The sequence below is a fragment of the Pseudenhygromyxa sp. WMMC2535 genome, from assembly GCF_011083025.2.
The window spans coordinates 1-14130 of the sequence record NZ_JABJWV010000016.1; the positions used below are offsets into that span (position 1 = coordinate 1).

At 69.6% G+C, this 14130-nt stretch carries 18 protein-coding genes; 6 read left to right on the top strand and 12 right to left on the bottom strand.

Annotation, left to right across the window (positions count from 1 at the left end):
• On the top strand, positions 1-241 hold a 241-nt coding region (locus G6O69_RS38235; protein WP_217910178.1), incomplete at its 5' end, for a hypothetical protein.
• A complete protein-coding gene (locus G6O69_RS38240) occupies positions 226-369 on the top strand; it encodes a hypothetical protein (protein WP_176397370.1) in 144 nt (47 codons plus the stop codon). The genes G6O69_RS38235 and G6O69_RS38240, both read left to right, overlap by 16 nt.
• Positions 370-823: 454 nt before the next feature.
• Here G6O69_RS38240 and G6O69_RS38250 read toward each other — a convergent pair whose 3' ends face one another.
• Together G6O69_RS38250 and G6O69_RS41185 are read right to left on the bottom strand one after the other, a co-directional pair.
• Positions 824-1696 carry a hypothetical protein gene (locus tag G6O69_RS38250; RefSeq protein WP_176397371.1) on the bottom strand — a complete coding sequence of 291 codons (873 nt, stop codon included), beginning with the start codon at positions 1694-1696 and terminating at the stop codon, positions 824-826.
• A complete protein-coding gene (locus tag G6O69_RS41185; protein ID WP_255216845.1) occupies positions 1693-2115 on the bottom strand; it encodes a hypothetical protein in 423 nt (140 codons plus the stop codon). The genes G6O69_RS38250 and G6O69_RS41185 overlap by 4 nt, the downstream gene beginning before the upstream one ends.
• Before the next feature lie 791 nt (positions 2116-2906).
• On the opposite strand from G6O69_RS41185, the gene G6O69_RS38260 reads away from it, so the two are divergent.
• Entirely contained in the window at positions 2907-3857 is a 951-nt protein-coding gene (locus G6O69_RS38260) for a hypothetical protein (RefSeq protein ID WP_172305262.1), read from the top strand.
• A 124-nt stretch (positions 3858-3981) separates the two neighbouring features.
• Here the strand turns inward: G6O69_RS38260 and G6O69_RS38265 are convergent, their stop codons facing one another.
• The gene (locus G6O69_RS38265) at positions 3982-4476 is read right to left on the bottom strand and encodes a hypothetical protein (protein ID WP_176397372.1); all 495 of its coding nucleotides are present in this window, start codon (positions 4474-4476) and stop codon (positions 3982-3984) included.
• A gap of 312 nt (positions 4477-4788) precedes the next feature.
• Between G6O69_RS38265 and G6O69_RS38270 the strand changes: the two genes are divergently transcribed.
• Together G6O69_RS38270 and G6O69_RS41190 are read left to right on the top strand one after the other, a co-directional pair.
• Positions 4789-5124: a hypothetical protein gene (locus G6O69_RS38270; RefSeq protein ID WP_176397373.1), complete on the top strand. Its 336-nt coding sequence runs from the start codon at positions 4789-4791 to the stop codon at positions 5122-5124.
• The gene (locus G6O69_RS41190) at positions 5121-5249 is read left to right on the top strand and encodes a hypothetical protein (RefSeq protein ID WP_255216846.1); all 129 of its coding nucleotides are present in this window, start codon (positions 5121-5123) and stop codon (positions 5247-5249) included. Before G6O69_RS38270 ends, G6O69_RS41190 begins: the two co-directional genes overlap by 4 nt.
• Before the next feature lie 158 nt (positions 5250-5407).
• Here the strand turns inward: G6O69_RS41190 and G6O69_RS41195 are convergent, their stop codons facing one another.
• From G6O69_RS41195 to G6O69_RS38290, 6 genes are all read right to left on the bottom strand, one after another.
• A complete protein-coding gene (locus G6O69_RS41195; protein WP_255216847.1) occupies positions 5408-5530 on the bottom strand; it encodes a hypothetical protein in 123 nt (40 codons plus the stop codon).
• Between the two features lie 34 nt (positions 5531-5564).
• On the bottom strand, positions 5565-6374 hold the full coding sequence (locus G6O69_RS38275) for a LysR family transcriptional regulator (protein ID WP_176397374.1): 810 nt from the start codon (positions 6372-6374) through the stop codon (positions 5565-5567).
• 65 nt (positions 6375-6439) lie between these two features.
• Entirely contained in the window at positions 6440-6571 is a 132-nt protein-coding gene (locus tag G6O69_RS41200; protein WP_255216848.1) for a hypothetical protein, read from the bottom strand.
• Complete coding sequence (locus tag G6O69_RS38280; RefSeq protein WP_176397375.1) at positions 6535-8865, bottom strand: hypothetical protein; 2331 nt, start codon at positions 8863-8865, stop codon at positions 6535-6537. Before G6O69_RS38280 ends, G6O69_RS41200 begins: the two co-directional genes overlap by 37 nt.
• Before the next feature lie 221 nt (positions 8866-9086).
• Positions 9087-10061, bottom strand: a complete 975-nt coding sequence (locus G6O69_RS38285) for a bestrophin family ion channel (protein ID WP_172307850.1) — start codon at positions 10059-10061, stop codon at positions 9087-9089.
• A gap of 31 nt (positions 10062-10092) precedes the next feature.
• Positions 10093-10380, bottom strand: a complete 288-nt coding sequence (locus tag G6O69_RS38290; protein WP_172307851.1) for a hypothetical protein — start codon at positions 10378-10380, stop codon at positions 10093-10095.
• 195 nt (positions 10381-10575) lie between these two features.
• On the opposite strand from G6O69_RS38290, the gene gor reads away from it, so the two are divergent.
• Positions 10576-11940 (top strand): glutathione-disulfide reductase, encoded by a 1365-nt coding sequence (gene gor, locus G6O69_RS38295; protein WP_172307852.1) that lies wholly within the window; start codon positions 10576-10578, stop codon positions 11938-11940.
• A 115-nt stretch (positions 11941-12055) separates the two neighbouring features.
• On the opposite strand, the gene G6O69_RS38300 is transcribed toward gor, so the two are convergent.
• The 3 genes from G6O69_RS38300 to G6O69_RS38310 all read right to left on the bottom strand — a co-directional run bounded on the left by G6O69_RS38300 (position 12056) and on the right by G6O69_RS38310 (position 14083).
• Positions 12056-12526 (bottom strand): hypothetical protein, encoded by a 471-nt coding sequence (locus tag G6O69_RS38300; RefSeq protein ID WP_176397376.1) that lies wholly within the window; start codon positions 12524-12526, stop codon positions 12056-12058.
• 7 nt (positions 12527-12533) lie between these two features.
• Entirely contained in the window at positions 12534-13658 is a 1125-nt protein-coding gene (locus G6O69_RS38305; protein WP_172307854.1) for a tetratricopeptide repeat protein, read from the bottom strand.
• A 116-nt stretch (positions 13659-13774) separates the two neighbouring features.
• Positions 13775-14083: a hypothetical protein gene (locus tag G6O69_RS38310; RefSeq protein ID WP_172307855.1), complete on the bottom strand. Its 309-nt coding sequence runs from the start codon at positions 14081-14083 to the stop codon at positions 13775-13777.
• Between the last annotated feature and the right edge of the window lie 47 nt (positions 14084-14130).

A 14130-nucleotide genomic window follows, 5' to 3' on the forward strand; every position in this document is an offset into this window, starting at 1 on the left:
TCGGCCAGGGACCGCTGGCGATGGGGTTGTCGCGGTGCACGTAGATCGCCACGGCGTCGATCGCCGCGGTGGTCTCGAACACCGGCACGCCGCGCTCGCGGGCGAGCAGCTCGGCTTCGCTATCGGCGATCTCGCGGCTGGCGTTGGCGAGGTCGGTGGTCCCGCGATCAGCGCGGTGATCCCCGTCCCGCTGCCGCCCCCGCTGACCTGCACGGCGATCTCGGGGTGCTCGTCCATATAGGCCTCGGCCAGCGCTGGGCGAGGATCACCATGGTGTCCGAGCCGCGGATCGTCAGCGTGTGCTCGGCGGCCTGCTCGGCCGCGTCGCTGCACGCGAGCGCGGCAAAGAGCAGCAGCGCGTGCAGGTGAGGAGCCTAGGAGCCCGTGGTGAACCCAACACGACACCTCGCTTGGTCCTTCCGCCGATGGCGTTGTCGCCAAAACTTGCGGTACGCCCGGTACAGCGGCGTTTTGGCTTCGCGCCCTCGACGAAAACCCCGGCGCGAGGAACCGCGCTGGTTCCACCACGGGCTCCTAGGGGCCATGGCTGCGAGCCGACCTGCCACGCTGGCGTGTTAGCAGGCCGAAGTTTCGCGGGGGTCACAGCGCTCGCGCTGTCACGAGCCTGTGACCGGCAGCTTTTTCTCGCGCGAGCGAGCGCCGCTCAGAGCAGCGAGAGCGGCGCTTCGCTCAGGGGGAGCTCATCGTCGCCGATGTTGTCCATATGCCCCAGCCCGAGCTGGCCGGAGTCGTTGCGGCCCCAGCAGCGGACCTCGCGGGTCCGCGAGCAGCGCGCAGGTGTGATAGCCGCCGGCGGCGATGGTCAGCACCTTCGCGTCGAGATCGACGAAGCCCACGTCCTCGGGCAGCTCGTTGTTGCCGACGTGGTTGGTGTCGCCGTAGCCGAGCTGGCCGTAGTCGCCGCGGCCCCAGCAGGTGACCTCGCCGCTGGTGAGCAGGGCGCAGGTGTGGTGAAAGCCCAAGCTGATCTGCGCCGCCGGGCCGGGATGCCGACGGTGGGCACCGAGTCGGGGAGCTCGTCGTCGCCGATGTTCCCGAACTGGCCGAGGCCGAGCTGGCCGTAGTCGTTCCTGCCCCAGCACATGACCTCGCCGTTGCTGAGCAGGGCGCAGTTGTGGGGGCCGCCGGTGACGAGGTCGACGATGTCGACGTGGGACAGGGACTCGGGGAGCAGCGGGACCGGGCCGGCGGTGTCGGGGAGCTCGCCGTCGCCGATGTTCTCGGTGTCGCCGTAGCCGAGCTGGCCGTAGTGGTTGGAGCCCCAGCAGCGCAGGCTGCCGTCGTCTTCGAGGATGACGCAGGCGTGCTCGCCTCCGCCGATCAGCCTGGCCACGGCCCCGCCGAGGGACACGGCCTCGCCCGGGAGGAGCATGTTGGCGACGCTGGCGTAGCCGAGCTGACCGAGCTCGCCCTGGCCCCAGCAGTGGACCTCGCCGCCCTCGGTCAGCCCACAGGTGTGATAGAAGGCCGGCTGGATGTCGGTGAACGCGGGCGCGTCGATCGTCGCCAAGCTGGCGATGCTCTCGGTGCCCCCGCGGTCGTAGGTGTCGCCGTATCCGAGCTGGCCGTAGTCGTTGGCGCCCCAGCAGCGCAGGGCGTCGTCCTCGAAGAGCGCGCAGGAGTGATAGGCGCCGAGCTCGAGGGTGGTGAGGGTGGCCCGGGAGCGGCAGGTCACCGACCTCGCTGGGTAGCTCGTCGTCGCCGACGTTGTCGGTGTTGCCGTAGCCGAGCTGGCCGGAGTCGTTGAGTCCCCAGCAGCGCCGACGGCCGCCGTCGATCAACGCGCAGCCGTGGTAGCCGCCGAGGGTGATGGCGGCCACCTGTGTCGAGGTGCAGTCGCTGTCGCAAGCCGTCACCGTCGATTCGCGTTGGCGTCGTCGCATTCTTCTTCGCCCTCGACCTCGCCGTCGCCACATAGCGGCCACTGCTGTCGCCGTCACTGTCAGCTCCGCTCGTGTCTTCGGTCGAGCTGGCGTCCTCGCTCGTGTCGCTGCCTCCACTCTCGCCCTCGTCTCCAGCCACACACTTGTCGGGCTGCTGCTCGCAAAAAGGCACGCTGGTGCAGGCCCACGCCGGCGCGAGGAGGGTCGCCATCAAGACGGGGAACCGAGCGTGGATGCCAGTTTCTCGGGGAGCGCATGCGCTCATTTTGCAACGCCGCGGGGCGGACGTCAGCGCCACGGCGTCCCCGTCGAGAGGCGGGCTCGCTTGCCGAGCTCGAAGAGCCGACGAGAGCAGGTGTGTCGAGGACTTACTCGGACAGGGGGGAGGGCCCGCTGAGCGTCGCTCCGTGGCCCTTTGTCCGCTCGAGGGGGCCGGAGTGGCAGCGCGAGCCAGGCGATGGGCGCTGTAATTTCGCCACGCGAGATTCGAGAAAAAACAGGAGATTTTTTCGCCCGGAGGGGCGAGCCACCTCCTGGAGTACAGGGGCCGCTAGCTCATGGCGAAGGTGAAGATCCAAAAGAGCATCGACAGACCGACGCGAATGCCGAAGCCGTGGAGGCTACCGCGCTTGGTCTCCTCCTTGCCGAATATGTAAACTCCGAGCAAGCCGAGCAGCGCCAGAACGAAGCCGGCCGCGAAGCCGCCCAGTAGGTGCCTTGGGGGACGTAGTCTTCCTCGGCGTAGCCCTCGGCCCAGGCGGGGATTGGATTCGGGGGCCCATAGGGGTTTGGGTCGGGTGCTCGAGTGGGCTGTGCGTAGGGGTTTGGAGGTTGACCATCGGGTAGCATCGTGGGGGGAAGATAGCAGGGATGGACAAAGAGCAAGTCGCTGCCGAGAAAGCGCGCTCGTTGGGTACTGACGCTGTTTTGGGTCGAGTGGGGCAATATTGGTCATGGCTGAGAGGGCGTAGAGGAAAGGCGGACTTCGTGCTACGCACGGCCATGTCCATCTTCATGAAGATCCTCTGGGGCGTCGGCGCGCTGATCGCCCTTGGCTACGTTGGGATCCGTCTTCGCCATATCCGACGCGAGCAGAAACTCCACGACGCGGTCCGTCGCTACGTCGAGCATAGAGGCGGCAAGATCCAATTTCGTGGTGACCAGATCACCGTCCACGGCCCGCTCGGCTCGGGACGCGAGAACCTCCGCATGCTGCGGATGATGTGTGCGTCCGCCGAGGAGGAGCGCTGGGAGGTGGCGATCGGCTTTTTCCTGCGCAAGTACATCCCCGACGCCACGCACGAGGCCATGGAGGCGGCCGCCGGCGAGCGCCTCGCCGAGCTCGGCCCGCAGATCGCCGCCTTGTCCGAAAACGAGCTGCGCGCCAAATTGCGCGCGCGGATCGTGCGAACCAACACCAGCCGCGACGGCCTTGCGACCTGCTCGCGGCCGGTCGGCGGGGACTTCGAGGTTCGCGTGGTCCTCGACGGCTTCGACCTCGACGGCCTGCCCAACGAGGCGCGCGCGCGTCTGCCCGAGTCCGACGCCGAGCTGCTCGCCCTCGGCATCGACGCGGCCCTCGGCGAAGAGGATCCGGCGCGCGAGCAGGGCGAGGGGGCCTCGCTGATCTGGCTGGCGCTCCCCGAGGCGCTGTGGGGGAGCGCGCCCCATGTGATCGTGGCCGCTGGCGAGGCGCTCGCCTGGACCCCGGCCCGGCCCGGCGACGGCCAGGCCCGGCTCGCGGCGCTCGCGACCAAGTCCTGCACGAGCGGGCCGATGAAGAACGTGATGTGGTCCTGGGACGGTCGGCGCTTGTCGCCGTCGACGGTGCTCGTGCACACGCTCATCGGACCGAACACCCCGGACTATACGCTGAGCCTCCCGTCCTCGATGCAGGGCGCGTTTGGCTTCCGGCCCACGGCCAACGGGAGCTTTGGCGTCTCGCGTCGGTGAGCGCGGCCTCAGGGCTCGTCGACGACCGGTGGCGTTGTTGGCACGGCACGCTGCGCCGGCTTGGCCGCCTCGCGCAGCGCACCAGCCAGGTGCTGGGTCAGATCCACCAGCAGGGTCGTCTCGCTCACTTGCCTGGCTCGGTCCTCGTCCTGGAGCGCATCGGGGCGTTCACGTTGACGCTCTCGCTGCTCTCGACCTGCGCCCGCACGGCGCAGACCAGCTCGCCCTCGCGGTCGAAGACCATGAGCCAGCCGCTGAGCGAGCCGGGCTCGAAGGCGTCGTCTTCGGACAGCTGCGGCGGGACGTAGCGCTCGCTTCGAGCGACGCGCACGTACTCGATGGAGGGCATGCGCTCGTGGGCCCGGGCGACGCGGGCGAGGTCTTGGGCGTCGGCCTTGTGCAGGCCCTTGCCGCGGTAGTGTTTGGGCGTGGAGAATTCGTCGTCGTTGAAGGGCAGGATATCGGCGCTGCCCTCATTGCGGGTCTCGGCCGGGGTGCCGGCGACCAGCTGATCGAGGCGACCCCAGGACAGGTTGAAGGCGCGCCCTCGCAGCTGGGGGCAGGGTCGCACCGTCGCGCTGGCGGGCTCCGGGACCGCGGCGTGGATCGGGGCGAGCATCGCCCGGACCGCTTCACCTTGTGTTTTGGCGAGCTTTTGCTCCGGGCTGAGCTCGACCTGCTGTGGGTGGGCTGTGGCTTTTGTGGGGTACAGGCCGCCGCGAGCGCCGCGAGCGCGAGGCCGGACGCGAGAGCAGTGAATCGAAGCTTGCGAGCCACGAGCAGACGGTATCAGGGGCAGGCGGTGTAGTGAATGGCGAGGCGTGCCGACATGGTGAGCCACACCGCTAACGAAACTAACAAGTCGCAGGGATTGAAGAGGGCATCTTTGGGCCTCTACAGGGTCTCGGAGGCCGTGCAATACTGCGCGGCGATGCGAAGCAAGTCGATCGTGTTCCTGCTCCTGACCGCGCTCGTGTGGGCGCCGGCGTGCAAGAAGAACCAGGAGGAGGAGACCACCAAGCCCGAGGACGACACCTGGGTGCCGGACGAGAGCCTCGAGCCCGAGCCCGCGCCGCAGCCGGTCGAGCCGGAGCTCAGCGAAGAAGAGCGGCTCGAGAAGGCCAAGGGCTACTACGTGGAGGCCGAGGGCAAGGCCGCGGAGGGCGACTGGGAGGGGCGCTCGGGCTCTACGAGCAGGCCTATCAGCTCGTCCCTGGCAAGCACGGTTTCGCGCTCAAGGTCGGCAGGCGGCGGAGCAGGTCGGTGACTGTGAGAGAGGAGGCGATCACCTACTACGAGCACTTCGTGACCTACGCGGAGAAGGACAAGTACGAGGACGACCGCAAGGACGCGGAGGCGTCCCTGGCCAAGCTGCGCGAGGACTGCGGCTAGGAGCCCGTGGTGGAACCCAGCGCGGCTCCTGGCGCCGGGTTTTTCGTCGAGGGCGCGAAGCCAAAACGCCGCTGTACCGGGCGTACTGCAAGTTTTGGCGACAAAGCCCTCGGCGAAAAGAACAAGCGAGGTGTCGTGTTGGGTTTCACCACGGGCTCCTACGCGCCCGGCTCCCCGCGCTCGCCTGGGATGGGCGCGATGCGCTCGGCGTGGGCGAGCAGGGCCTGCTTGGTCCGCCGCCACGCCGCCGTCCGGTGAGCGTCGGCGCGAAAGCACAGCAAGATGCGATCGGGGATCTGCGGAGCTCGGGGTGCATCACCACGAGCTCGCCCTCGTGGCCGTAGTTGGCCACGCGCCGCGGCAGGATCCCCACGCCCAGGCCCGCGAGCACCAGGGTCTTGGCAAGCCGAGGTCGCCGGTGGTCAGCAGCCGCTCGGGCAGCAGGTCCATCCCGCGCAAGGTGTCGACGATCTGCTGGCACTGGTCCACGCGCCCGGCGTAGATCAACGGCGAGTTGCGGAGCCTGGACTCGATCTCTTCGCGGCTGCCGGGCGCGGCCAGGCCGTCGACGCGGCCGACCAAGGCCACGGCGTCGCGGAAGGCCTCGACCATCACCAGCTCGTCGTGGGGCAGCGGGTTGACGATCAACCCAAAGTGCACGCGGCGATCGATGACCGCCTCGCGCACTCCCGCCGACGTCCCGTTCCACACGCGGATCTCGATGCCGGGGCTGGCTGCCAAGAAGGCGCTCATGAACGCCGGCAAGAAGTAGGCACCCAGCGACTCGTGGCAGCCGATCACGAACTCGCCCGCGTCGCCGCACTCGAGCCCGCGGATCCGCTCCTCCATCTCGTCGACCATCCCGAGGATCTCGCAGGCGGAGGTCGCCAGGGCTCGGCCGGTGGGCGTGACCGTCACGCCGCGCGGGTTTCGGAGCAGGAGCTTGCTCTCGAGGTGCTCCTCGAGGCGTTTGACCGCCGCCGTGAGCGTGGACTGGGCCACGCCGAGCTGCTTCGCCGCTGCGGTCAGGTTGCCGACCTCCGCGATCACGCGGAAGTAGCGCAGATGAACCAGGTCCATTGCCTGGCCATCATGCCCCAAGGCGGCGGTCGGTGCGACCGGCACCGACCGCCGCCTGGTGCTCTTTCCCCCCACGTTACGAGAGCTCAGCTCGCCGCAGCGTCACGACTTCACTGCTGCTGCGGCACGTTGCTCGGACAGAAGTCCTGATCGGAGTCGACCGCGAAGGTCTCGGTGTCGTCGTCGATCGCCTTGACAAAGGCGATCAGATCCGCGAGCTGCTCATCCGTCGGCCCGAACACCTGGTTGCCCGCCCGCAGGTGGGCGGTGAAGTCCCCGCTGGGATCGAGCAGCTCCTCGAGGCTCTCGGCCGAGCCGTTGTGCAGGTAGGGAGCGCCCTGGCCCACGCCGAGCAGCGAGGGCACGTTGTAGCCGTCGGCGCCCTGGGCGGTCGCGCCGTTTTGGCGCAGCTCCTCGGCGCCGTGGCTGGCCGGACCGTCGACATCGAAGGTCCCGACAATCCGCGACACGCAGACGTGGCGCGCGGGCGCCCGTTTTGATCGTTGGCGAGCACGGTCAGCTCGCTGACATCGGTGCTCGTGAGCTGATCCGCGCGCACGTCACCGGTCGAGGACACGCCGGCCTCGAGCAAGGTCAGCGCGCGCTCGTCGAGGTCGCTGCCGTCGTTGGCGTTGAAGGCCGGGGTGTAGCTGCGCCGCGAGATCGTCCACAGCGAGCCGCTGTGGCAGTTGTCGCAGCCGCCGTCGTCGAACACCGTGCGGCCCGCGAGGGGATCCCCGTCGAGGCGCGTGGGCGCCTTGGGCGAGCGCAAGCTAGCGATGTAGGTCTCGATCGCGTCCCAGTCGTCGGGCGTGGCCCCGGTCAGCGCCGCGCCGCGGGCCGAGCCGCGGTTGAAGGCGTTGATCGGGTCGGCGACGCCGCCCTCACCGACGATGTCGATGCGGACCTCGGCGTTCGGCGAGCCGTTGTCGTTGAGCGCGGTGTCGCTGACGATCGCGCCGGTGCCCCCGGCGACTCCGCGAGTGTTGAGCTCGAAGTCATGGATCTCGTCGAAGATCGCCGTCCAGTTCAAGATCCGCTGCTCGGTCCCGCCGGCGTTGAAGCTCGCCGAGGTGTCCACGGTCTGGCGCGGGCCCGCGGGGAAGGACCAGGTCACGTTGTCGGTGGTCCCAAAGGGGTGGCAACCAGCGCAGCTCACCCAGCCGTTGGCCGACCACCGACCCAGGCCGGTGTTGAAGAAGCGCTGGCCCTGGAGGGCCTCGATGCCCGCGGCGTCGCTCGGTGAGCTCGCCGAGCTGATGTCGGCGGTCACGGTCTCCTGCTCGGCCAGGTCGATGTGGGAGATGCTGCGCGCGACCTCGTTGGCCGTGTACATGTTGGTGCTCGAGATCGCCACGCCCATGGGCGAGCGGCTCGCGCCCAGGAAGCTGGCCCCGGAGAGCGAGCCGGCCTTGATCGGGTTGGCCGAGAAGTCCACACGCAGCACGCTGTCGGAGCTCAGCGAGGAGAAGTAGGCGAACTCGGTGTTGTCGGCGAAGGCGATGTCCGTGGGGATCGGGATGAAACGCTTGGGCGCGTCGAGCTCGTCGACCAGGCCGTTGAGGTCGATGGGCTGGGACTCGGGGGTGAGGCTCTCGACGTCCACCCGGTGCACGAGGCCCTGGAGGTTTTGGTGGAAGTCGGTCCCGCCCTCGAAGGAGGCCGGCGAGGCGCCGACGCTGCTCACGTAGAGCGTGCCCTTGTTGATCGCGCACGAGTAGAGCTGGTTGGGGTAGGCCCCCGTCGACTCGAAGCCCGCCGTGCCCGAGCTGGTCAGCGCGGGCAGGCGCAGCTCGCCGAGCTCGCCCTCGCCGGTGATCGTGAACACCCGGCCCTCGCGGGCGTTGTCGGTCGCCTCGCGGCCGCCGGCGGCCACGCCGTAGAAGTCGGTCACGAACACGGTCTCGTCGCCCTCTTCGGCGTCGAGGTCGTTGGTCACGCAGACCGCGTAGGGCGATCCCCCCGTCTCGATCTCCTGGGTGATCTGCATGCTCTCGGTGTCCACCGCGATCACGTAGCCCTCGGCCCACAGCGGGACCCACAAGGTCGTGCCCGCGGCCGAGAGCGCCGCGCGGCCGGGCTCGGCCCCGACCGTGACCTTGTTCTCGAGGGTGGGGCCGGTGTCCAACCCACCGATGCGGGCGACCGTGCCCTCCTCGCGCAGGACCACGAAGATCGCGTCGCTCTCGGGCGAGAAGGACACCGACTCCGGTTCACCGCCGAGCACCAGGCGCGCCTCTTCCGTGAGGCCAGGCAGCGAGAAGATCGTCAGCTCGCCGCTCCCAGAGTTGACCACCGCCAGGCGGGTGCCGTCGGGCGAGGCCGCGATTGGACCGCCCTTGGTCGCCCCGGGGAAGAACAGCAGCTCTTCTCCGCCGGTCTCGCCAGTGTCGGTTTCACCCGTATCGCCGGTGGTGGTGTCCCCCGTATCGGAGGTCCCGGTGTCGTCGTCCTCGCCGGGCTCGTCGGTCTGACAGGCCGGCAGGAGGGCCGAGAGAAAAAGTATGGGTAAGCTCGTGTCGATCCAGCGACGCATTTCGATGGAGTGTTCAGGGCCGCCGGCGTTGCGACCACTAGACGCCATCAATCGCTCACATCGACGAGACCGATACCGGACCCCGGGCCGCCATCGGTCTCGTCGATGGATCGTCAAAAAAACGCCCTGGAGCGCACACTAGCTGCGGCTCAGGGCGCCTTGGTCGTTTCCGCTCGACTGCCCGAGAGGTGGGGCACGATGCCCCACTCACGGCGCACCGGCTACTGAAGAATCCCGTCGTCGGGCTCGAGCAGCTCGGGCAAGGCGCTGCGATCTTCGCCCAGGCGCTGGCGCAAGTTGACCTCGATCATCCGTGACAGCGTGGTCAGCGGGAGGTCGTTGGGGTCCTTGCCAAAGGGGTTTTCGATCTCCGTGCCCACGGAGTCGAGGCCATAAAAAGCGTAGGCGACCAGGCCCACGACCACCGGCGTCCACGCGCCGACCTGATCGACGATGCCGAAGGGCAGGCCCACGCAGTAGAGCAGCACGATCCGGTGGATCAGCACGGTGTAGCTGGCGGGGATCGGCGTCGACTTGATGCGCTCGCAGGCGCCCTGGACCGAGGTCATCTCGGTCAGGCTGTCCTCGAGCGCCGGCAGGTGCATGGGGTGGACCCAGCCGCGGTCGTAGAGCCAGCGCAGGCGGTCGCCCAACCACTGGAGGATCGCCACCGGGCGGTTGTACTCGTCGATCAGGCTGGCGCGCAGCTCGTCGGGGATCAGCCCGCGCAGCTCGTCGAGGGAGTCTTCGTCGCGCAGATGGTGGCGAAAGGCGTGGACGTAGGCGATCAGCGCGTGGACCAGCTCGCCGCGCACGGCCTCGACCTGCTCGCGCTCCTCGGCCGCGAGCTCGTGGTCGCCCTGGGCGTCGATCATCCGCGGGCCGATCAGCGTGAGCAGCTGGCGCGTGAAGCTGCGCGAGACGTTGACCATGCGCCCCCACAGCTTGCGCCCCTCCCAGAACCGGTCGTAGCCGGTGTTGTTGCGGAAACCGAGGAAGATCGACAGCGCCAGGCCGATCAGCGTGAAGGGCAGGTGCGTGAGCTTGGGGTGAAACTCGGGCACGTGCTGGGACGTCCAGGTCACGCCGATGGCGACGGCCATCGAGACCGCGACCCGCTTCCAGATCACGGTCAACGTGGTGCCCTTGAACATGAACACCTGGGCGAGCCAGGAGCGCCGGTCGATGATGATCATGGCGCGGACAAGCTACCTCAAAGCGGCGGCCTCAATCCACGAAGCGCCGGGGCACCCGCAGGCCCATGAACCCCAAGAGCGCGAACACGAGCGCCACGAACATGAACATCAGGCGCACGTCGGTGGTCTCGCTGGCCCAGGCGACCGCGCCCAGGGGCAAGATCAGCCCGAGGTTGAGGCCGCCGACCACCCGCGAGAGCGAGGCGCTGCGCGAGCGGCCCTCGCTGGCGAGCACGTGGATGATCAGCCCGAGGCCGAGCAGGAGCAGCAGCACCGCGAAGGGCAGCGCGACGATCGCGAGGCGGGCGAGGCTCTCCATGGCGGTTTTCGGTCGGTCGGGTGATCCCGGGCGCTCGCGGGGCGAGCTGGGCGGGCGAACCCTAACAACCCCACGCGGGGCGAGCCAGCCGAGCTGCCCGAGCTGCCCGAGCTGCCCGAGCTGCCCGAGCTGGGACAGGGGCAGGCCGCCGCGACCGCCCTCGCGCCCCGCTGTCAGCCCTGCTACACCTGCCGCGTGCCGGAATTCGACTTCGATCTCTTCACCATTGGCGCCGGCTCGGGCGGCGTCGCGGCCAGCCGGCGCGCCGGCGAGTACGGGGCCAAGGTTGCGATCTGCGAGGGCTCGCGCGTGGGCGGGACCTGCGTCATGCGCGGCTGCGTGCCCAAGAAGCTGCTCGTCTACGCGGCCAGCTTCGCCGAGCACTTCGCCGACGCGGCCGGCTTCGGCTGGTCCGTGCCCGAGCCCAAGCTCGACTGGCCCAAGCTCATGGCCGCCAAGGAGGCCGAGCTCGACCGCCTCGAGCAGATCTATCGTCGCCTGCTGCGCGACTCCAAGGTCGAGCTGATCGAGGGTCGCGGCAAGCTGATCGACGCCCACACCGTCGAGGTCGGCGACAAGCGCTACACCGCCAAGTACATCCTGATCGCCACCGGCGGCTGGCCCGAGCTCCCCGACATCCCCGGCATCGACCTGGCGATCACCTCCAACGAGGCCCTCGAGCTGCCCGAGCTGCCCAAGCGCGTGACCATCGTCGGCGGCGGCTACATCGGGGTCGAGTTCGCGGGCATCTTCAACGCCGCCGGCGCCAAGGTCACCATGCTCCTGCGCGGCGACAACGTGCTGCGCGGCTTCGACGACGAGATCCGCGAGCGCCTGGCCGAGGAGATGAACGCCCGCGGGGTCGAGATCCTCACCGAGGTCCGGGTCCGCAGCATCGACGAGCGCAGCGACGGCTCGCTGAGCCTGCTCCTCGACCACGACGAGTTCCACGAGACCGACGCGCTGCTCTACGCCACCGGCCGCAAGCCCGCGAGCGCCGGCCTGGGCCTCGAGATGGTCGGCATCGAGACCCGGCGCGACGCGGCCATCGTCGTCGACGAGCGCAACCGGACCGCGGTGCCCAACATCTACGCGATCGGCGACGTCACCCACCGCATCAACCTCACCCCGGTGGCGATCGCGGAGGGCCGCGCCCTGGCCGAGACCCTGTTCAACCGCAAGCCGCTGATCACCGAGCGCGACAACATCCCCACCGCCGTGTTCTCGCGCCCGCCCGTGGCCACCGTGGGCCTGACCGAGCAGGAGGCCCGCGAGCGCCACGAGTCCGTCGAGGTCTACTGCACGCGCTTTCGGCCGATGAAGGCCACGCTCTCCGGCCGCGCCGAGCGGATCACCTGCAAGCTCGTGGTCGACAAGCCCAGCGGCGTCGTGCTCGGGGCCCACATGGTCGGCGAAGACGCGCCGGAGATCATCCAGGGCCTGGCGATCGCCCTCAAGTGCGGGGCGACCAAGCGCGACTTCGATCGCACCATGGGCATCCACCCCTCGGCGGCCGAGGAGTTCGTGACCATGCGCTTCCCCGTGCCCGACACGGACTGAGCCTGTCCCATCCCGCCCCCTCGTTCGCGGGCTGCGAGGGCGCCGACTCGTCGAGTCTGCGCCCTCGCGTCGCGTCTGGGCGCCTAGGAGCCCGTAGTGAAACCCAGCGCGGCGCCTAGGGGCAGCGCAACCGGCCCGAGACGACGCGCGCCATCGCCCGCTCCAGCCGCGGCCCGAGCTGCGCATCACCTTGGACCTCGACGGCGACCGCGTCGCTCGCTCCAGCCAGAGTCGCCAACGCATCGCTGGCGGACTCGAGGCGCGCGGCGACCTCCTCGCAGCTCGGCGCTTGCTTGGCGGCTTCGGCTTCGCCTTCGCCTTCATAGGCGCTGGCGACAGCCTCTGCGGCCTCCACCCAGGCCCGCGCTTCGGCGCTCGGACCCGCGGGCGCCGAGCCCTGCTCCTGCGCCTCCTGCTCGCCCGCGTCTGCTTCGGCCGCTCCCGACGAGTCCGCTCCCGGCTCGGCCGTCGCCCCTGCGCTCGCCGGAGCCGGCCGCGACGCGTCGTCTCCCCCCTCCGCCCCCTGCTCGTGCGAGCGGGTCATGCAGCCGAGGCCGCAGCCGAGCACCAGCACCGTGACACCCAAAAGACCCTCACTCCTCGACCTCCATGCATTCTTCCTCCTGCCCCTCGTAGGGCTCCTGGCCCGCGGAGCGGATCACGCCGGGCGCTGGACAGCGCGGGTGGTAGCTGGGGTAGGCGCCGATGACCTCGATCTCGATGGCGCCGCGCTGCTCGTAGATCGCGTCGAGCCCCGCCCGCGTCCACACCGGCAGGCCGTCCGCGACCGCCTTCTCCTCCCACCGCGCGTAGGCCTTGCGGTACTTCCCAGCCCGCCGCCGCAGCGCCGCGAAGTACTTGTCGAGGGGCAGATAGCAGCCCTCTCGCAGCTTGGGCTTGGGCCCGTAGCGCTCGCTGATGAAGCGCTGCTCGAGGGCCTCGCGCCACGGCGAGAACTTGGCCCGCAGCGGGTGGCGAAGCTCCGCGGCGCGCTCGTAGGCGCTGTGGGCCAGGCGTCGCTCGCCGCGCAGCGCGAGCGCGTTGGCGAGGGCGTAGTGAATGTGGGAGATGCTCTCTGCCCCGTAGACGGCGATCATCGCGACGAGCGCGTCGATCACCGAGTCGTCGAGGCCGGCGGCCTCGTAGGCCGCCACGCTGCCCTCGTAGCGCTGCTCGTCGCTCAGCTCGAGGCCGAGAAAGTCTCGCTCACCGACGTCCTCGCCCGCCTCGAGGCTCGCTAGAAATTCGACGAGCTGTCGGTGGATCCGCTCGCGCCCAAAGTGGGCCTGCGGCTCGAGCTCGAGGGCGCGGTCGATGTGCTCGAGCGCGCGCGCGTACTCCCCCGTGAAGGTGTAGAGCGTCCCGAGGTTGGCGTGGGTCGCGTAGCCGTCCGGGTCGATCGCGGCTCGCCGCTCGAGCACCTCGCGGGCTTCGTCGAGGCGGCCGAGGTGGATCAACGCGACGGCCTTCATGTCGAAGCCGCCGAGCCACTTGGGCGCGACGGCCAGGCCGGCGTCCGCGGCCTCGATGCGCTTTTCGTAGTAGGCGTCCGTGTGCTTGATGTAAGCCCCGACGAGCGCATCGACCACGCAGGGCAGCGCCTCGGCCTCGGCCGCGTAGGTCTCCTGATCCCACAGGCAGGCCGCGGCCTTCGCCGGCGAGAGCAGCACCAGCGCGACGCATGCCGCGAGCGAGAGCCGGCCGACGCGAGCGAGCATGAGCCGACAGTAGCAGCCTCGCCCGCGCCGCGGGCACGAGTATCTTCCCTCAGTCTGGACCCAGTGCGGCCCCGATACGGCCCGCGTGCGCTTCGAAACCGAGTCGTGACCTCGCCTCAATCGAACGCGCCCTGGCTCTGCAGCTCCCGCATCAGGCTCGCAAAGTCCTCGAGTGTCATCACCTCGGGATGGCGCAGGTAGTAGTCCGTGGCCCAGCTGCGCGCCAGCTCCGGCCGCTGGCGCTCGCGCTGCGCCTGCGAGAGCCGCCCGTCGGGGCACCACGGCCACAGCGCGTAGAGCCGGTCGAGGTCGAAGGGCTCCTTGCCCTTGGCCAGCGCCTCCGCCCGGGCGCGCTCGAGGGCCTGGTCCTCCTCGCTACGGGCCGCGGCCAGGACCGCCGAAAGCCACTCATCGTCGCTGCTCACCGCTGCTAGTCTACCGCGTGATCCCGCGCCCTCCTCCTGAGCTTCGC